An 18,275-nucleotide genomic window follows, 5' to 3' on the forward strand; every position below is an offset into this window, starting at 1 on the left:
CGCGGTGCGGTCGGCGCACCGAGCACCTAGGATTGTGGGCTAACAATGCGGTGATTTCTCGGATATATCCAAACAACCCCTATTTGTTTTGCTCGGCTAGCCCGTGTCGCAGCGCCTTGCTGCGGTGCGCTGACCCAGGGGTGACGGGAGGAATCCGTGCACGTGCTTGGACCATGGACCGATACCGCGACGATCGCCGAGCTCGGCGGCGGCAAAGCGCGGGGCCTGCATAGCCTGGGGCAGTGCGGGTTTCGAGTCCCGGACTGGACCGTGCTCGGTACCGACGTCTTCGCGCGGTTCCTCGCCGGGAGCGCGCTGGCTCAGACAGCGGACACAATCGTTTCACTCGACGATCTCGACGCCGCGCTCACCGTCGCGGCCACATTCCGGGCCGAAATCGCCGCGAAACCGTTGCCGCCGGATATCGGTGAACTGGTCGCCGACGCTTATCGGCGGCTCGGTAGCGGGGCGATTGCGGTGCGCTCGTCGGTGGTCGCCGAGGACGGCCCGGATCACTCGTACGCGGGCCAGTTCGATTCGTTTCTGAACGTCAACGGCCTGGACGCGGTGCTGGACCGGGTCCGCGACTGCTGGGCGTCGGCCTTCTCGGAGCGGTCGCTGCGCTACGCGTTCGCGAACCAGCGCCCGCCCGCCGCCGGTGTCGCGGTGGTACTGCAACGGCTGGTCGCCGCGCGGGCCAGCGGCGTCCTGTTCACCGCGAACCCGATCAGCGGCGCCCGGGACGAGCTGGTGCTCAGCGCGGTCTACGGACTCGGCGAGGGGCTGGTGTCCGGTGCGGTGGACGCCGACTCCGTGGTGATCGACAAGAGTTCGGGCACGGTGCTGGAGACGGTGCTGGGCGAGAAGGACCAGTCCTACACAGTCTCTGCCGATCAGGGTTACACGATCGATCCGGTCGAGCCGGCTCGACGCGAACAGTCCGCGCTCACGGCGGCCGAGATCGCCGAGATCGCCGAACTGGGCGCGAAATTGGAGGTCGAATTCGGCGCGCCGCAGGACGTGGAATGGGCGATCGACGGCGCGGGCCTCTGGTTCCTGCAGGCACGCCCCATCACGACGGCGCTGGCGAGTGCGCCACCCGGCGCGGTGTTGCGGGGCGCGGGCGAGGTGGTGCCCGACGGTGAGCGCCGAATCTGGGACAACTCCAACATCATCGAGAGTTTCAGCGGTATCACCTCGCCGCTCACCTACACCACCGCCGCCGATATCTACGGCCGGGTCTACCACGGTTACGCGCGCTCGCTGCGCGTGCCGAGCGCGCAGGTGCGCCAGACCGAACAGTGGACTCCGGTGCTGCTCGGCTACTTTCACGGCCGGGTGTACTACAACCTGCTGCACTGGTATCGGATGGTCGGCATCGCGCCGGGCTATCCGCTGAACCGCAAGGTGCTCGAGGCCGCGCTCGGGGTGGCCGAGCCGCTGCCCGACGATGTCGCGAAGACGTTGCGGCCGTTCACCTTCGGCAATCCGCTGGCCCGGTTGCGGTCGCGGACCGTGACCACGGTGACCTACCTGCGCCGGCTGTTCGGCATCGACGAACTGGTCGAGCAGTTCATGACGGACTTCTACCGCGTCTACGACGAATACGACGCGATCGACTACACCGCGCTCTCCGGTGCCGAAGCCTATGCGGCCTACCGGAAGGTGGACCGCGATCTGGTCGAGCGCTGGGGACCGCTGATGGTGCTCGACGCCATCCTGCTGACCTGTACCGGCTTGATGTTCCTGCTCACCAAGCTGTTCCTGCCGAAGGCCCCGGAGTGGTTCCTGTACGCGGTGGTCGGTCCCGGTGCCGACGTCGAGTCCGCGGAACCGGCCCGCGCGATGAAGGCCCTGGCGGATGCGGCCAGGATCGACCCGGAATTGACCGCCCTGGTGAATTCGACTGAGCCGGAACAGATCTACCCCGCACTGGCGCAGCATCCCGACTTCCGGGCGAAGGTCGATGCCTATATCGATCGATACGGATACCGCAGCCTGGACGAGCTGAAGCTGGAAACGCCGGACCTGCGCGAAGATCCGGCGAGCCTGTTCATCATGTTGCGCAGCGCCCTGCCCGACGCGCCGCTCGGGCACCGCGACGAAGCCGAGGAGTACCTGGACGCCCATCTGCGCGGTTTCCGCCGCCGGATCTATGAACGGTTGCGCGGCAAGGTATCTCGTTGCGCAGCGCATCGCGAACGGTTGCGGTTCTGCCGGACCCGCGCGTTCGGCATGGTCAAGCGGATGATCCGGGCGATGGGTCGGGATCTGGCCGGCCGCGGTGTGATCGACGAGTTCGCCGACGTGTTCTACTTGACCGTGCAGGAGTTGCGCGGCTGCTATGACGGCGCCGATACCGCCTCGATGCGTGAGCTCGTCGCCGCCCGGAAGGCACAGCGCGCCAAGGACGCCGGTCTGGTGGCGCCGGATCGGTTCGTCACGGTCGGTTCGGCGTTCGGCCGGGCCGAACTCGCGCAACAGGGTTGGGTGCCGGTCACCGACACCCCGGCGGCCGAGGCGGGGACTGTGCTGGCGGGCACGCCGTCGGCCTCGGGCCTCGTGGACGGTGCCGCGGTGGTCGTGGACGAGCCGCGCGACGTCGCGGGTGGCATCCTGGTGGCCTATCGAACCGATCCCGGTTGGGTGGCCGCGCTGCCTTCGGCGGCGGCGCTCGTCATCGAGCGCGGCAGCCCGCTCACCCATGTGGCGATCGTGGCGCGGGAACTGGGCGTGCCCACGGTGGTCCAGGTCAAAGACGTCACCAAAGTGATACGGACCGGTATGCGGATCCGGGTCGATGGCACCAATGGCACCGTTACCGTGCTGGCCGAAGGAGATGACCACGATGCGTGACGACAAAGATGTTGCCGCCGTACGTAATTGGCTAGCCGACCCGGCCGCTGGGGCCGGTATCCACCTGGCCGACGAGGCGGACGGCTGGGAATACCGCAGCTATGCCGAGCTCGCCGAATCGACCTGGTCGATCGCGGCGCTGATGCGAGCGCACGGCATGAGCAGTGGTGACGGCGCCTGCGTGATCATGCCGACCGGATTCCCCTGCGTCGCCGCGTTCTACGCGGTCTGGGCGTGCGGCGGGGTGTTCACGCCGGTCGCGCCGCCGATGTTCGGCGATCTGGAGCAGATCATCGCGCACATCGCGGGCATCCTGAGCCAGGCGAAGCCGCGACTGGTGGTCACCTCGATCGAGTTCGAGCAGCTCGTGCGCCAGGCGGCGACGGCGGCCGGGCGCACCGACGAGCCGTTGGTGATCAACGCCGCGGCGCTGCCCGAATGCCCGCCCGCGCAACGGATATTCGGCGAACCCGACGAATGCGCGCTGCTGCAGTTCACTTCTGGCTCCACCGCCGCCCCGCGCGGGGTGCGGGTGAGCTGGCACAACCTGGCGAACAACATCGCGATGATCTCCGCGCTGGTCGAGTGGGATCCGGGCGAGGCGATGGTCTCGTGGCTGCCGCTCTATCACGATATGGGTCTGGTCGGTGCGTTCCTGACCACCGTCACCAATCAGGGCGATCTGTACCTGATGCGGCCGGACCAGTTCGTCCGCGATCCGGTCCGCTGGTTGCGCGCGATGGCGCACGCCCAGCATTCCCCGTCGCCTTCGTTCGCGCTCGGCTATGTGGCACATCGGGTTTCGCCCGCCGAGATCGCCGATCTGGACCTGTCCGGTTGGCGCACGCTGGCCGTGGGATCCGAACCAGTCGAGGTGGCCGATCTCCAGTCCTTCGCCGAACTCGCCGGTCCGCAAGGCTTTTCGATGAGCGCCTACACACTCGCGTACGGGTTGGCGGAGTCGACGCTGATGGTGACCTCCTCGGCGCGCCATCGCCCGATCACCGCGCTGCGGATCGATACTCCGACACTGCGTTTCGGTGAGCCGGTCACCGTACTGGAGGAGCGCCTGCTCGACGATACCCACCGCGTCGAGGGCGCGGGCTGGATCACCGGGCTCGGCTTCTCGACCCCGGAATCGACCGTCACGGTGGTCGACGACGAAGGCCGTCCGCTGCCGGACGGCACGCTCGGCGAGATGGTGGTGATCGGCGATTCGGTCGCGCTGGGCTACTCCGACGAATCCGAGTCCGCGTCCACCCGGATCCTCGACGGCGCGCTGCATTCCGGCGACGCCGGGTTCCTGCACCGCGGTGAGGTTTTCGTGCTCGGCCGGATGGGGTCGAGCCTGAAGGTGCGCGGGCGCTCGGTGTTCATGGAGGACATCGAATCCCGGGTCGCCCAGGAAACCGGTATCACCAAGGGCAAGCTGGCCGCGGTCGCGATCACCGAGCCCGGTGCCCAGGGCATCGCACTGTTCGCCGAGTCGAAGCCGGGTGACTGGATCGCCGAGGCTCGCAAGATCATGCGCAGCGAGCTCGGTCCGGCGCAGACGGTCACCGTCGTCACCGGCCCGCGCGGCATCATCCGCCGCACCTCCAGTGGTAAACCACGCCGCAGGTACATGTGGGAGCAGTTCCGCGGCGGTGCGCTGACCGACGCGGTCGCGCACGAAGAGCAGGTCGGCGCCGCCGAATCCGGGGCGGCCCGCGGGACAGCCGGCTCGGACCTGCCGGTGCCGACCATGGCCCTCGACCGGGCGGTGCAACTGCTGGACAAGGCGCTGGACAGCGTTGCCGTGCCCCGGGATTCGACGGTGCTGTTCGAGGGCTCGCTGGCCGAGGGCTTCGGCAACGACGGGTCCGATGTGGACTTCCTGGTGCTCGCGCCCGGTGACGACGAACTGCCCACGCTGCCGACGGTGCTGTTCATCGACGGCCGCCGGGTGGAGGTGCGGACCCGCTCGGCCGCCCAACTGCGCAGGCAGCTCGAACAAGTCGCGCACGCCACCAGCGTGCCCGACCTGGACGAGGACCTGCTCAATCGATGTCAGCGGTTCCTGCGGGCCACCGTGGTCCGGGCCGGCAGCCAGGACGTCGGCGAATTGCGGGCGCTGCTCCCGCATGCCGCGTTCACGGCGCTGCTCGCCGAATGGTGGCGCGACCGCGCCCGGCACGCGCTGCGATACGCCGTCGCGTTGCGGGCGCTGCACGCCCGCGACGAAGCGGTCGAGTGGGCCCGCGACGGTTTGCTCCAGGCGATGAAGGGCTGGGCGGCGCGCCGGGGTGAAAGCTACGTCGAGACCAAATGGCTGCCGCGCCAGTTGGATCGGATCGGTGCCGACGAACTCGTCGACCGCTACCGTGCTCTCGCCGATCCGGCTGCCTGGGCGGGCGAGGGCAGCGGCCGCAATGACGGGGATGTGCGACTCGACGCCCCGGCACTGTCCGAGGACGCGACCTGGGCCCAGTTGTGCACGCTGGCTGGAGAACTCGGCGTGACCGGCGTCGTCGATGATCCCGACCAGATCCTGTTCGCCCGGATGCCTGAGGTCACCACCTGGCAGATCGGCCCGCGCGTGCACGTCATGCGGGACAGCAGTGCGGTTTTCGTGCTCTCGGACGACGCGGCGCGGGCTTGGCGTTCGGTAGTGTTCCGGCATTCGATCGCCGCGGTGCTCGGTCGCGCCCAGCGCGACAGCACCGCGGCCTTGGCCGAGTTCCTGCGTCTCGGCTTCGTCGGCCTGCAATGGCGCGGTGGTGAAGTGCTCACGCCCGCTTTGGCTCTCTGTAAACGGGCCAAACCGTACACACCGGTGCCGTCCGCGATATCGCCCGCGCTCGGCGTGACCGGGGCGGTCCGCGAGGGGGCGATCGCGACGCTCTCGCCGCTGCCCGCGCGCCGGTTCACCGAGTGTGCGCTGAATCTGGTGTGGTCGAACATCGTGCTGGAGAACGCCAGGGAGGACCTGGCGGGCGCGATCAAGAACGCGCAGGGCGCGGTCGCCGAGATCGCCGCGCACCGGATGATCGCGATGGCCGTGCGAGTGGTGTTGTCCGCCTACGGTATTCACCCGCTGCCTGCCGACGTCGCGCCGTCGTCCACGCTGGCCCGGCTGCTGCCGCCGGCTTCGCCGCGCCGGGACGATCTGCTCGCACGCCTGGAATCGGCCCGGCGGGTACGGTTCGCGCGGCTCGTGGACGGCGGCGACACGCTGGCCGGGCTCGCCGTCGTGGACGAGTTCGTCGCGCTGGTACGTTCGGTGGCCGCGGACCCGGCCGCTACCGGCTTCCCCGCCTCGTTCGACTCGCGGGAGCAGTGGCGTCGCACGCTGGCGATCGGCTACGACTGGCTGCGCATCGCCGGCTATCTGAACACCGAACTGCCCCTGGACGAGGCCCGCGACCTGCTGGCTTCCGGTGGGCAGCAACCGCATCTACGCGACGAGGAGGTGCAGGCATGACCGCCGTGGCCGACGCCGCCGTGGCCGAACGGGTCCGTGGGCTGATCCAGCGGATGGCCCCGGACGCGCAGGCAACCGCCGAGGACAGTCAGCGGCTCATCGAGGACCTGGGCTTCGACTCGTTGCGTCTGATGGAGCTGACCGTGGTGCTCGAGCGATCCTTCGACCTGCCCCGCTACCGGCCCGAGCAGCTCGTCGGCGTACGTCGCGTCGGCGAGGTCGTCACGCTGGTCACCGGGACATTGGCTGCGGAGGGACGCGCGTGACCGGGCGGGACACGGTATTGCTCACCGGTGCCTCGGGACTGGTCGGTGCGGAAGTCCTCGCCCGGCTGTCCGCGGCGAGCCGTCCGGTTGCTGCGGTGCTGCACAGCAATTCGCGGATCATCCGCAACGACGGCACTGTGCTCGGCGCGGGCCGCGCGGTAGCCGGTGACATCCGGGCGCCGGGATTCGGTCTGTCCGAGCCGGATCGGGCCGATCTGGCCGACCGCGTCGGCATCATCGTGCACTCGGCGGCGACGACCGCGTTCGATGCCTCGGCGAGCGACTACGACGAGCTGAACGTGCAAGGCACCGCCAACGCGATCGAGCTCGCCCGCGCCTGGGACGTCCCGTACGTCCACGTCAGCACGGCCTACGTGTGCGGCGAACGCAGCGGCACCGTCGGCGAGCACGACCTCGATGTCGGGCAGTCGTTCGGAAACGGCTACGAGGAGAGCAAGTTCCGGGCCGAACAGCTGGTGCGGGCCGCGGGGGAGCAGGGGCTGCGCTGGGCGATCGTGCGGCCGGGCATCGTCACCGGCGCGAGCGGCACCGGCGTGATCCGCGAATACAAGAACCTCTACACCGTCGTCAAACTCATGGTCGAAGGCAAGCTGCGCTCGCTGCCCGGCCGGTACGACGCGACGCTCGCGCTGGCACCGGTCGATCATGTCGCCGACGTGATCGCCGCCGCCGTACTGGATTTCGATTCCGCGCACGGGCGCACCTTCCACGCCGTCGGCCGGGACGCGCTGTCACTGCGTGAGGTCTCCGACGTGCTGGCCGAGTACCCCTCCTTCGAGGTGGCGACGTTCGTGCCCGCCGGCACGTTCGACGAGAACGATCTCGACGGCATCGAGCGCGAGTACTACCGGCGCATCGGTGTGCTGTACACCAGCTATTTCCGCCGCAAGTTGCGCTTCGCCACGGCGAATGCCGAAGTGCTGCTGGGTAAACCCGCCCCCGCGAGTGGTAAGGAGTATTTGCGCTTGCTGTTGGACTACTGCCTGGAATCCGGTTACCTGGGCGTGCCGCTGCCTTCGATCGAAGAAGTGCTGGCGGGCAACGACTTCGGCGGGGCGGACCGATGAGCACGTCGCTGGAACAACTGCTCGCCGGGCTGACGCCGCAGCCGGAGAAGGTGACGGCCTACGCCGCAGACACCTACCTGTTGGAGACGGTCGATCAGCTGGACCGGCTCGGCGTGGACGCCGCGAAGTTCGCCCGCGAGCATTCGCTGCTGTTGCTAAAGCCCGACGCGATCGTCGCCAGGGCGGTCGGCCCCACCCTGAAATGGCTGGCCGGCAACGACTTCCAGGTCGTCGCCGCGTTCCGGGTCGCGGTGGACCGGCATCTCGCCCGCGCGCTGTGGTACTTCGCCTGGAATATCGCCTCGCCCGAACGCCGGACGCTGGCCGACCTGTTGGTCGGCATCTCGGACGTGCTGGTGCTCGTCGTCCGGGGCGAGGACGGGCAGTTGCCGGTCTCGGTGCGCCTCACCGAGGCCAAAGGGCCGACGGATCCGCGTAAACGCGAGGCCGGTCAGCTGCGATATCTCCTCGGTAGACACAATTACCTACTCAACCTGGTGCATTCGCCCGACGATCCCGCCGACGTGCTGCGGGAGCTCGCCATCTACCTGGGCGAGCAGCGGCGGGCGGCGGTGATCGCGCAGGCGGGGACGGGCGAGGATCGCTCGGCCGAGGCGCTCGCGCTCACCAACGGGCTCTACACGCAGGTCCCCGCCCGCAGTTTCGATCGCGCGGACGCGACCGAGCAGATCCTGCGTGACCTCGCACGGGCCGGTGCGCCGGCCCCCGACGACTTCGACCCACAGGCGGACGACGAGTGTGCGCGGCTGCTGTATGCCGCGTGGGCCGATGGCCGAGAACTCGATCCGTGGTCGGTGATCGTGCTCGGGTCCTATGTACTCCCGATGCGGGCCGGCACCCAGCAGCAGACGCTGCGACCGGTATCCGCCGAAGACTGGCAGGAGGCACGACCGTGACGCCAAATGTGGAAACGGTGAAAACGGCAACCCACCTACGCACCATCTCGCGCGAGCTCGCGCATCGGTGTGCGGTGTCCGAGGTGTTCGTCACCTCGCTGGACGCCGTCGCCGAGCACGAGTTCGTGGCCGGTGCCCAATTACCGCGGATGCACGCGTATTACAGCGACCACACCGGGACGCTGGGGTTGCGCCACGATCCGCTGCTGGTGATGGAGGCGGCCAGACAGGCCGCGATCGCGCTCAGCCACGAGTTCTACGGCGTCCCCGCCGAAATGGGGTTCATCGTGCGCACGTTCAACGGCACCGGCGCGGACACCGCGGCGTGGACGGTGGGCACCGCGCCCGCCGACCTCGTCATGCGGGTGCGGGTGCCGCGCAGGCACGTGCGCGGCGACACGTTGCACGGCCTGGACATGGTGCTCGAAATCGACTGCGGCGGTGAGTCGATGATGACCGTGGACGGATCGTTCTCCTGGGTGACGCCGCGGCAGTGGGCGGCGCTGCGCTCCGCCTTCCGCACGAGCCTCGAGCTCGGACCGTATGTCGGTGCCTCGGCGCTGGGTGATCGCGCCGCCGCCGCGGTTGTCGGCCGGGAGAATTGGCGCAACGTCGTGATCGGACCGCCGCAGCTGGACGGCAATACCGCTCGCGCGACGCTCGTCCCGGACCTGGGCCACCCGTTCCTGTTCGATCACGAGTTGGACCACGTGCCGGGCAGCCTGCTGATCGAGGCGTGCAGGCAGACCGCGTTGGCGATGGTGTTACACCGCGCGCCGCGATTGGAGTGCGTCGGAAGCTCTTTCGAGCGGTTCGTCGAGTTGGACCGGCCCGCGGAATGCGTCGCGGAGATCACCGGACAGCAGGCCGATCGCACCGTGATCCATTGCGAGATCCGGCAGGCCGGTGCCGTGGCGGCCGAGATCGATCTCGAATTCGCCGACGACGAGCTGGCTTTCGGCGCCGAGCAACCGGGGGCGGGCCGTTGACCGGTACCGACCTGCTCACGACGACTCGGTCCACCCGCCGCCGCCTCGACCTGTCCCGTCCGGTCGATCGCGCAGATCTGCTGGCGTGCTTGGACATCGCGGTGCAGGCGCCGAGCGGCAGTAATCGGCAACCGTGGCGATTCCTCATCGTGCAGGACGGCGAGACCAAGCGGCAGATCGGGGAGTTCTACCGCAAAAGCTTCGCCGCCAACATGTCCGGCCGGACACCGCGGCCCGACCAGCTCGGCGATCTCGCGTCCGGTCAGTATCTCGCCGATCATCTGGCGGAGGTACCCGCGCTGGTGTTCGTCTGCTCGCTCGGCCGTCCGCCCGAACCCGCCTCGCCGCCGCGGCTGGCGAGCTTCTACGGATCGATCTACCCGGCGGTGTGGAACTTCATGCTCGCCTTGCGGGAACGCGGGCTCGGATCCTGCCTGACGACGGCGCACCTGGCGTACGAGCGGGAAATCGCGGAGCTGCTGGGGATTCCGTACGACGAGGTCACCCAGGTGGCCATGGTGCCGGTCGCGCACCTGCTGCCCGGGCGGGACCGGCCGGGCCGGCGCACGCCTGCCGCCGAGCTGACCAGCTGGGATCGGTGGGCGTGACCAACCCACTGGTCTCGGTCGCGCGGATAGCGCGGTTCACCGCGGTGATGTACAAGCCGCACTACCTGCTGTACGGCGTGCTGTGGGTGCTGGCCTTGGAGGGCACGGCTTCGCTGGTGACACAGCCGGATTCGGCATGGCGGCCGACCGGTGCCACCCTGGTCCGGATCGTCGTGGTCGCGTTCGTGCTGCTGTACCTGCGCATGGTCGACGAGCAGAAGGACCTCGAGTACGACCGGGTGCACAATCCGGACCGGCCGCTGGTGACCGGAGCGGTGAGCGCCGTGGAACTGCGGATCGGCATGGGCGTCATCGCGGTCGGCGCGATCGCGGGCAGCCTGGCGCTGTCCGTCGGCTCGGCCGTGATGATCGCGGTGGCAATGGCTTACGGGCTGGCACTGTGGGGGCTGGAACGCGCGTTCCGCCCGGTGCGCGACGCCATCATGGTGAACCTGCTCGTGACCTATCCGGTGCAACTGCTCGTCACCGGTTACGTGGTGGTCTCGGCCATCGACACCGGCGAGGTGCGCGCACACTGGCAGGCCGCGGCGGTCGCGGTCATCTTCGCGGGCGCGTTCCTGCAATTCGAGTTCGCCAGGAAGACTTCGCGGGAACGTCGTCCGGGCGAGATGCTGTACTCGAATGCGCTGGGCGCCAACGGGAGTGTCGCGGCGATGCTGTTGTGCGCGGTCGTCGCGGTGCTGTGCGATATCTTGCTGGTCCGGCCATGGGATTTCGCGGCACCCGGGTCGCTGATCGCGTGTGTGCCGGTGGTTTTGCTGGTGCTGCCCGGGTTCGGCGCGTGGAAGTTCCTGCGCTCGGCGCGGATCGACTATCCGTTCGGGCCCGCTGTGCTGTTCATCCTGACGCTGTATCTCACCCTGGTCGCGCAGGCGTTGATCCTGCCGTAGCGAACTCGTGCCGGTGCGCCTCGTCGTGTCGGCCGCCGTTCCGGTGGAACACCAGGGACGATCGGAGATTCGAGCGATATAACGCGGAAGAAAGGACTGCTGTGAGGACCCTGCTGTGGCGTATCGGTGGAGGCGGCTGCCTGGTCACGCTCGCCTCCGGGCTACTGATCGCGGGCTCGGGGTCCGCGCAGGCAGATCCCGACGCGTGCTACGTCGAGCCGGGGATCACCGACGCCGTCGCGCGGTGCCACGACGGTGCGGGTGCGTCCGCGCTCGAAGTCGAATGCCTCGGGTTGATGACGCCCAGCACGCCCGACGGGCCGATCTTCGGCGCCTACTCCGGCACCGAATCGGTGCCGTCGGCGGTCGGCCAGCCGATGCGCGCGTCCTGCATCTCCGACGACACCCTCGGCATCACCACGCGGGCGTTCGTGACGCCGAGGTAATCGGCCTCAGGACGTCTCGTTTCCCGTGGCGGCCTGCTCGATCCCGGCACGCAGCGTCAGGGCGGCCCGCTCGATCCGTGCGGCCTGTCCTGTCCAATTCTCTTCGGCCGCACCCAGGTACACGGCTCGCGCATGAGCGAGCACCGGTCGGTGCTCCTGCGCGATCCGATCCAGCGCCCAGTCGGCCGCCTTGTCTTTAGCGGCGATCACACCGGTGGCGACCGTCATCCACACGCGGGCGAGAGTGAGAAGCACATTGCGCGTATCGGTTCCGAGTTCCTCGACCAGTTCCGGTACGCCCGCCACCATCGCGTGCGTCAGATCGGCCCGGGGGACCGGGTCGAGCACTCGCGCGGGCGGCGGCCCCACCAGCGTCGAATCTCCGTCCAGCACCATGGTTATCAGCACCGCCAGATCAGGACTGACTGTGGCCGAGGGTATTTCCCCACCCTCGTACTCCGCCCGCAACCACTCCCCATACTGAAAATCACTCGTCGGCGGATACCGCCACGGCCGCACCGCACCCTGCACCACCGAGGTCAATTCGACCGGCCGCAGCGCTCCCCCCACCCCACCCGACAACTCGAGCAACCCCTCCAACAGCACCCGCCGCTGCGCCCCATCCAACGAGTCCGCACTCACCACCAGCACATCGATATCGCTGTACCGCCGCAACCCACCCAACACCGCCGACCCATGCCGATAAACCCCGACCAACTGCTCCCCGAACACCCTCCGAACCAGCCCGGCAACCCCATCCTCCTGCGTCACCCCACCACGCTAACCCCACTCCACCACCGCCCGAACGAGCCGGTCAGGCGGGGAGGGTGTCGCCGGGGAAGCTGAGGCACGGGTGGACTTCGCAGTGCATCATCTGGGCCTGGACGCAGGGGTCTCCGTCCATGATCTCTTTGGCCTTTTCCGGTGTGACGGTCATGATGGCGATGCCCGCCACGGTGTCGGAGACGACGGGAGTGAGGATGGCTATGACGCCGTCGGCGCGCAGTGTCACCATGCGCCGCTGGTGTTCGAGTTCGATTGCGGCGGCGCCGTCCATGTGTCGCTGCGGGCCCCAGTGCAGGATGGCTACGCTGTAGGGCTTCGCGGAGGCGGCCAGCTGTTGGATCTGCTCGTCTGTGATGGTTGTGGTCATCGGTTCCTCGATCTCGTCGCGCGTTTCCCGAGACTGTAACCAGGCGTAGAGGTGTCGGTACCAGAGATCGGATAGCGGGTCGGCGAACAATACGAGCACTCAAGCCACTCTGGTCGCGGTGACCATGACGGTCGTGTAGCGGCAGACGAAATCGCCTCCCGTTCGATCGATGACCGCGCCGAGTTCGGCGAGTACTTCGTCCAGTACGGCCGGTGCCAGGCGGGTCGTGGCGCCGGTGGTGGCGGAGTAGTCCAACCATTCGTCGCGGGTATAGCGCTGGGTCCACTCGAAACGTTGCTGTTGCGGCTCGTCGAACGCGGCCGTTCCGCGAATGCCGTCGGCGGCTTTGTCGCACATCGCGGTGTAGATCTCGACGCTGGACACGTTGGGTAGGTGCGCGATGGGGGATTCCGGAACCACGCGGCGGAACACCTCGGCGAGGGCCTGTTCGAGTTCGGGTGGCGGCTGTTGCACGTTCCAGAACAGGGCGACGGTGCCGCCTGGACGTAGGGCGGCGGCGGCCTTGTGTGCGCCCGCGACAGGATCGACCCAGTGCCAGGTCTGCCCGGCGACGGCGGCGTCGAAACTGCGCCCGGCTGGATCCCAGGTCTCGAAGGTGGATACTTCGACCTCGGCGCCCCGGTGGCGTGCGAATTCGGCCATGCGCGTGTCGGGTTCGACGCCGAGGACGGTGCAGCCGGCGGCCTGGAATTGCCGCGTGACGATGCCGGTGCCGGCTCCGATGTCCAGGACGCTGCGTCCTGGAATGGCGTCGATGACCGCCGCGACGAGTTCCGCGGGATAGTGCGGACGGCATCGGTCGTAGCGCGCGGCATCGTTACCGAATGATTCCGCGATCGCGCGGGCTCGATGGGATTCGAGCTGAGGGGCGGGCGATTGCCCCGGCGGTATAGTGGGCATGTGCCCACTGTAAATGGGCAAGTGCCCACTCGGCAAGGGTGGATTCGGCGACGAAAGGGGATGTACACGGTGCCAACGGGAGTCGCCATGCGTGACGTGCGCGCGCAGCTGTTCGACGCCGCCGAACGGATCATGCGCCGGGACGGGCCGAGCGCGCTGACCAGTCGGGCGGTCACCACGGAGGCGGGGTGCGCGAAAGGCGTGCTGCACCGGCATTTCGCCGACTTCGACGATTTCCTGGCCGAACTGGTGCTGGATCGTGTCGGCAAGCTGGAACAGCTCTCGGCCGCACTGTATGTGTCGGCGGGCACCGGCTCCGTGGTCGAAAACCTCTCGGACGCACTGACATCGATATTCGAGTCGGTCGTGGTGGCGATCGTCGGCCTGGTCACGTTCCGGGACGAGTTGCGCGCCAGGCTACGTCACCGCTGGCCGACCGGGTTGCCGCTGATGTCGGAGGCGACGGCGATGCTGGCGGAGTACCTCGCCGCCGAACGCGTGCACGGCCGGATCGCGAAGAATGCCGATATCGACGCGCTCGCACCCGCTTTGATCGGCACGGGGCACCTGCTGTTCGCCGACCGCACGGGACCGCTGCCGGATACCGCCGCCGTCATCAGAGTGGTGACCACTGTGATCGGTGGTGCGTTGACCGCCGAGTAGACGCCTGGCAGGCATACGTGGCGAACGAGTTCAGCTCGGCACGGCTTCGAGAATATTGTCCGGCGACACCGTCGGGATCACCCGTTGCAAGGTGAACCCGTAGCGCGCCAAGAACTCTCGATACTCCGCGGCCGTGCGTTCGCGCCCGCCGACGTTCACCAGCATCTCCAGATCCACGAACTTGCCCGGGTGCGGGTGATTGTTCTCCGGCAGCACCAGCTCGACGATCACCAGGCGCGCACCGGGTTTCATCGCCGCGCGGACTGCGCTGAGGATGCGTCCCGCGTCCTCTTCCGGCCAGTCGTGCAGGATGTGCTTGAGGATATAGACGTCGCCGCCCTGCGGCACCGTGTCGAAGAACGAGCCGCGCTCGATGGTGCATCGTTCGGCCACGCCGCGCGCGGCGAGATGGTCGGCCGCGGCCTCGGCGACCTCCGGTAGATCGAACAGGATTCCAGTGGATTCCGGTGCGCTGCGCAGGATTTCGGCGATGAGTGTGCCCTCGCCGCCGCCGACGTCGACGACGGTGCCGAAGCGGGTGAAATCGTAGGCGGCCAGCAGTGGCCCGAGCGAGAGGGTGCCGATGCTGGTCATCGCGTTGTCGAAGAGCCTGCCGAGTTCGCGGTTGGCCTGTACGTGCTCGAAGAACGACATGCCGTGCAGCGCTTGGCCGACCGGCTTACCGGTACGCACCGCGTCGACCAGATGCGACCAGTGGTCGCGATGCACCGCGGAGCCGAAGAACAGCGCCGCGTCACGCAGTGAAACGGCACTGTCGCGGCGCAAGGCTTTGCCCATCGGCGTGAGCGCGTACCTGCCGTCGCGACGGCGGGTGAAGATGCCGTAGGCGATGAGCAAGCGCAGCAGCCGGTGCAGCCCGTCCTCGTCGGCTCCGAGCTGTTCGGCCAGTTCGGCCCCGCTGCGCGGGCCGTCCGCGAGCGCGTCGGCGATGCCGAGTTCGGCGGCGGCGTGGATCGCCTGGGTGAGCCATCCGGCGGCGAGCAGTTCCATCACCGCGATATGGCCGGGAACGAGTTTGCGATATGCGACGGCCACTCCGTAGCGGATCAGTTCGACGGCGCGGACCACCACCTGCGGCGGAACTCTCGATTGCCCGGATGCCATGGGTGGCTCCATCCCCTCGACGGTCGGCACCGCCGGATCAGCGCGGTACCCGTGCCGGCGCGCTCGCCGCACCAGTGCTCACCGAGCTCCGCGCTGGTGCGCTGTGAACAACGCGCCCCACGTAGCGTACGTGGTCCGTACCCGCTCGGCAGGGCGATCCGGCCGCGGCCGATGCGTTCAGAACGTCCAGCGGGTCGCGCCGCCGGGCTCCACCGTGGACAGGGCCGTCGCCGACTGCGCGGTGATCCGGTAGACGTGCCACGGCGGCGGTCCCGCCGACGGCGCGCTGTACTCGGCGGTGAGCGCCTGCCCGGTCGCGTCGGGGGCGGCGGGCCACCCGTCCGCGGCGTACTGCGCGGCGACCTCGGCCACCACCGCCGGGTCGATGACCTGACTCGCCGTCCCCTCGATGACCAGATCGAAGTCGTGCAGCGAGAGGCTGACCGCGCAGCGCGGATCCCGAGCGAGGTTGCGGCCCTTGCGGCTTCGCGCGCCGGTCGTGAACACGACCGCGCCGTCGAGCCACAGCGCGCCCACCGCGGTCAGGTGCGGGCTGCCATTAGGATTGAGCGTGGACAGCCAATAGGAGTGCCGGTTCGGACCGCCGGTGTCGGGCGCCTGCGGGATGTTCTGTTCGAGCTTCGCCCGCACGCTCGACCATTCCAGCGCGGGCAGCGAGTAGAGGTCTGCGAGATTCTTGGTGTCCATACCTCTCCTGACGACATGACGTCGCGGATCTCATCGGTTACGGAGCAAGATGCAGGACCACCGGGATCCGGGACGGTGCGGGCACGAAATCGCGGTTCGACGCGGTGACCTGATAGAGCGGGTCGGGGACCGGCTGCCAGCGGGCGAAAAGGGCGGCGGTGGCCAGGGTAATGGTCATCAGCGCGAAGTTGCTGCCGGGGCAGTGCCGGTTGCCGACGCCGAACGGCAGGATCGTCTTCTTGTCGATCTCCTCGACCCGATCGGGGAACCAGCGGTCGGGGTCGAAGGTTTCCGGGTCGGGATAGTAGTGCGGGTTGTGGTGGATCAGGTACGGGCTGAACACCACCGTCGCGCCGTCGGGCAGGATCGTTTCGCCCAACGTGACGGGACCGTCCGCGGTCTGCGTGCTCACCCACGGACCCCAGAAGCGCAGCGTCTCCTGGATAACCGAGCGCAGGTACGGCAGTCGCGTGACGTGTTCGGCGGTCACCGGCCCGGCGCCCACGAAATCGTCCAGCTCCCGGCGTATTTCGTCGGCGATCCGGGGTTGGCGCATGATCTCGTGCCAGACCCAGCCGAGGATCGATGCGGTCGAGCCGACGCCGGCGGCGAGCATCAGCAGCAGCTCGTCGATGATCTCCTCGTCGGAGAGCCGGACGCCGGTCTCCGGGTCGCGGTGGCGGACCAACTCCGAGAGCACATCGTGGAAATCGCGGTCGGCACGGCGGTATTCGGCGACCACCGCACCGATCTGGGCGCGCAGCCGGTGCGCCGTGCGCGCGAAGCGGCGGTTGGCCAGCGCCCGCATCCGGCGCACCGGCGGCGGCAGCGCGGCGCGCTGGATCACCTGGCCGAGCAGCCACGGGATGCTCTGCTGCACTTCGCGTTTGGCGCGCGCACCGAAGTCCGCGGTGAACAGGGTCGAGGAGATGATGTCGAGCACCACGCGGTGCGCCTCGTCCGCGAGATCGAGTTGCTGTCCGGGGCGCAGCGCCGTCGACCAGGTATTCGCGAGATCCGCTGCGACCACGGCATATTCGTTCAAACGACGTTGTCGCAGTGCGGGCGCGATCAACCGGCGGCGGAGCTCGTGCGGTTTGCCGCTGAGCACATTGGACGCCTCGCGGATGACCTCTGCGATCGCCTCGCGCAACTCCTCGCGGTGGAACTGCCCTGCCTCGCCGAAACCCACCGCGCGGACCAACTCCGGGGTGGTGATCAGGTAGGCCGGGCGCGGGCCGAGATAGATCCGCACGACCGGCCCGAGTTCGGCCAGCGAGGTGACGAAGCGCAGTCCGTCGCGCAGCGCGACCGCGGTGTGGCCGATCAGCGGCAGCCGTCCCGGCGCGGTGGGCACATCCGGAACCTGCTGTGCGGCAGCGGCGTAGACCTCCAGGATCGACGCGGTCAGCCGGGACTGTCGCGCGGAATCGGTGTACTCGGTGAGTATCTTGCGCATCGGCGCCAATAGGTCGGGATCGTCGGCCAATTCCCGCAGTGTCGCCGCGATCGCCGCCACCGACGGATCGCCGGTGCGGATGCCGCCGCCGTCGGGCACGGTCTCGGCCAGATCGGGATCGCAGTAGACCACCGGTAGCCGCATCGCCGCGGCCTCCAGCAAGGCCATGCCTTGGGTATCGAAACCTGAAGAGGGGAAAAGCAATACGTCGTGGTTCGCCATCGCGGCAAGGCACTCGGCTTGGTCGACCGCGCCGTGCAGCCGTATCCGCGCCCCGAGTCCGCGTGCGTCGATCACCGCTCGCGCGCGGTCCTCGAGATCGCCGGAACCGTAGATGTCGAACTCGCAGTTCGGCACCGCGGCCACCGCGTCGAGCGCCTCCAGCAGCCGCTTCTCGGCAGACAGCCGGGCGCACCACAGCACACGCAGCGGTCCGGTTGCGGCAGTGGCCGTTTCGGCCGAGTGGGCGGTCTGTGCTCGATCGAGCAGCGCGTCATCGATGCCGTTGGAGATCACCCGCAGTGGACGCGCCAGCCCGTGCGCGCGCAGCCGCTCGGCGAAATGGTTGGTCGGCACGATCACTCGATCCGCCGCCTGGGCCTGGCCGACCATGGTGTGCCAGGCATGCCTGGCCGCCCGGGGTTCGTCGTTGCGCGGCATCCGCTCGGGGTGCGCGACGAAGCGGCCGTGCAGCGCGCGCAT

16 protein-coding genes are annotated in these 18,275 nt (G+C 68.6%); 10 read left to right on the plus strand and 6 right to left on the minus strand.

Going from position 1 to position 18,275, the window contains the following annotated elements; translation table 11 throughout:
* The first annotated feature begins 156 nt into the window (after positions 1 to 156).
* The 9 genes from O3I_RS09195 (at position 157) to O3I_RS09235 (ending at position 11,544) form a co-directional block, all read left to right on the plus strand.
* A complete protein-coding gene (locus tag O3I_RS09195; protein ID WP_063632238.1) occupies positions 157 to 2,856 on the plus strand; it encodes a phosphoenolpyruvate synthase in 2,700 nt (899 codons plus the stop codon).
* Entirely contained in the window at positions 2,849 to 6,319 is a 3,471-nt protein-coding gene (locus O3I_RS09200) for an AMP-binding protein (RefSeq protein ID WP_014982633.1), read from the plus strand. The genes O3I_RS09195 and O3I_RS09200 overlap by 8 nt, the downstream gene beginning before the upstream one ends.
* Positions 6,316 to 6,585 (plus strand): acyl carrier protein, encoded by a 270-nt coding sequence (locus O3I_RS09205; protein ID WP_014982634.1) that lies wholly within the window; start codon positions 6,316 to 6,318, stop codon positions 6,583 to 6,585. Before O3I_RS09200 ends, O3I_RS09205 begins: the two co-directional genes overlap by 4 nt.
* Positions 6,582 to 7,673 carry an SDR family oxidoreductase gene (locus tag O3I_RS09210; protein ID WP_014982635.1) on the plus strand — a complete coding sequence of 364 codons (1,092 nt, stop codon included), beginning with the start codon at positions 6,582 to 6,584 and terminating at the stop codon, positions 7,671 to 7,673. Before O3I_RS09205 ends, O3I_RS09210 begins: the two co-directional genes overlap by 4 nt.
* A complete protein-coding gene (locus O3I_RS09215; protein ID WP_014982636.1) occupies positions 7,670 to 8,590 on the plus strand; it encodes a nucleoside-diphosphate kinase in 921 nt (306 codons plus the stop codon). Before O3I_RS09210 ends, O3I_RS09215 begins: the two co-directional genes overlap by 4 nt.
* Positions 8,591 to 8,607: 17 nt before the next feature.
* Positions 8,608 to 9,579 (plus strand): ScbA/BarX family gamma-butyrolactone biosynthesis protein, encoded by a 972-nt coding sequence (locus O3I_RS09220; protein WP_237748274.1) that lies wholly within the window; start codon positions 8,608 to 8,610, stop codon positions 9,577 to 9,579.
* The gene (locus O3I_RS09225; protein ID WP_014982638.1) at positions 9,576 to 10,187 is read left to right on the plus strand and encodes a nitroreductase family protein; all 612 of its coding nucleotides are present in this window, start codon (positions 9,576 to 9,578) and stop codon (positions 10,185 to 10,187) included. Before O3I_RS09220 ends, O3I_RS09225 begins: the two co-directional genes overlap by 4 nt.
* Positions 10,184 to 11,098, plus strand: coding sequence for a hypothetical protein (locus tag O3I_RS09230; RefSeq protein ID WP_237748275.1), 915 nt, complete (start codon positions 10,184 to 10,186; stop codon positions 11,096 to 11,098). The genes O3I_RS09225 and O3I_RS09230 overlap by 4 nt, the downstream gene beginning before the upstream one ends.
* A 101-nt stretch (positions 11,099 to 11,199) precedes the next feature.
* Complete coding sequence (locus tag O3I_RS09235; RefSeq protein ID WP_014982640.1) at positions 11,200 to 11,544, plus strand: hypothetical protein; 345 nt, start codon at positions 11,200 to 11,202, stop codon at positions 11,542 to 11,544.
* Between the two features lie 6 nt (positions 11,545 to 11,550).
* Here the strand turns inward: O3I_RS09235 and O3I_RS09240 are convergent, their stop codons facing one another.
* The 3 genes from O3I_RS09240 to O3I_RS09250 are packed head-to-tail and all read right to left on the minus strand — an operon-like array spanning position 11,551 to position 13,618.
* Positions 11,551 to 12,315, minus strand: a complete 765-nt coding sequence (locus O3I_RS09240; RefSeq protein WP_041562504.1) for an aminoglycoside adenylyltransferase family protein — start codon at positions 12,313 to 12,315, stop codon at positions 11,551 to 11,553.
* A gap of 43 nt (positions 12,316 to 12,358) precedes the next feature.
* A complete protein-coding gene (locus O3I_RS09245; RefSeq protein WP_014982642.1) occupies positions 12,359 to 12,796 on the minus strand; it encodes a hypothetical protein in 438 nt (145 codons plus the stop codon).
* Positions 12,797 to 13,618, minus strand: coding sequence for a class I SAM-dependent methyltransferase (locus tag O3I_RS09250; RefSeq protein WP_014982643.1), 822 nt, complete (start codon positions 13,616 to 13,618; stop codon positions 12,797 to 12,799). It abuts the gene before it with no gap.
* 87 nt (positions 13,619 to 13,705) lie between these two features.
* Here O3I_RS09250 and O3I_RS09255 point away from each other — a divergent pair, with 87 nt between their 5' ends.
* Positions 13,706 to 14,281: a TetR/AcrR family transcriptional regulator gene (locus O3I_RS09255; RefSeq protein ID WP_237748276.1), complete on the plus strand. Its 576-nt coding sequence runs from the start codon at positions 13,706 to 13,708 to the stop codon at positions 14,279 to 14,281.
* Between the two features lie 30 nt (positions 14,282 to 14,311).
* Here the strand turns inward: O3I_RS09255 and O3I_RS09260 are convergent, their stop codons facing one another.
* The 3 genes from O3I_RS09260 to O3I_RS09270 form a co-directional block, all read right to left on the minus strand.
* Positions 14,312 to 15,406 (minus strand): methyltransferase, encoded by a 1,095-nt coding sequence (locus O3I_RS09260; protein WP_041562505.1) that lies wholly within the window; start codon positions 15,404 to 15,406, stop codon positions 14,312 to 14,314.
* A gap of 177 nt (positions 15,407 to 15,583) precedes the next feature.
* On the minus strand, positions 15,584 to 16,114 hold the full coding sequence (locus O3I_RS09265; RefSeq protein WP_014982646.1) for a pyridoxamine 5'-phosphate oxidase family protein: 531 nt from the start codon (positions 16,112 to 16,114) through the stop codon (positions 15,584 to 15,586).
* 37 nt (positions 16,115 to 16,151) lie between these two features.
* Complete coding sequence (locus O3I_RS09270; RefSeq protein WP_063632239.1) at positions 16,152 to 18,275, minus strand: cytochrome P450; 2,124 nt, start codon at positions 18,273 to 18,275, stop codon at positions 16,152 to 16,154.

It is taken from the genome of Nocardia brasiliensis ATCC 700358 (assembly GCF_000250675.2).
GTDB lineage: Bacteria > Actinomycetota > Actinomycetes > Mycobacteriales > Mycobacteriaceae > Nocardia > Nocardia brasiliensis_B.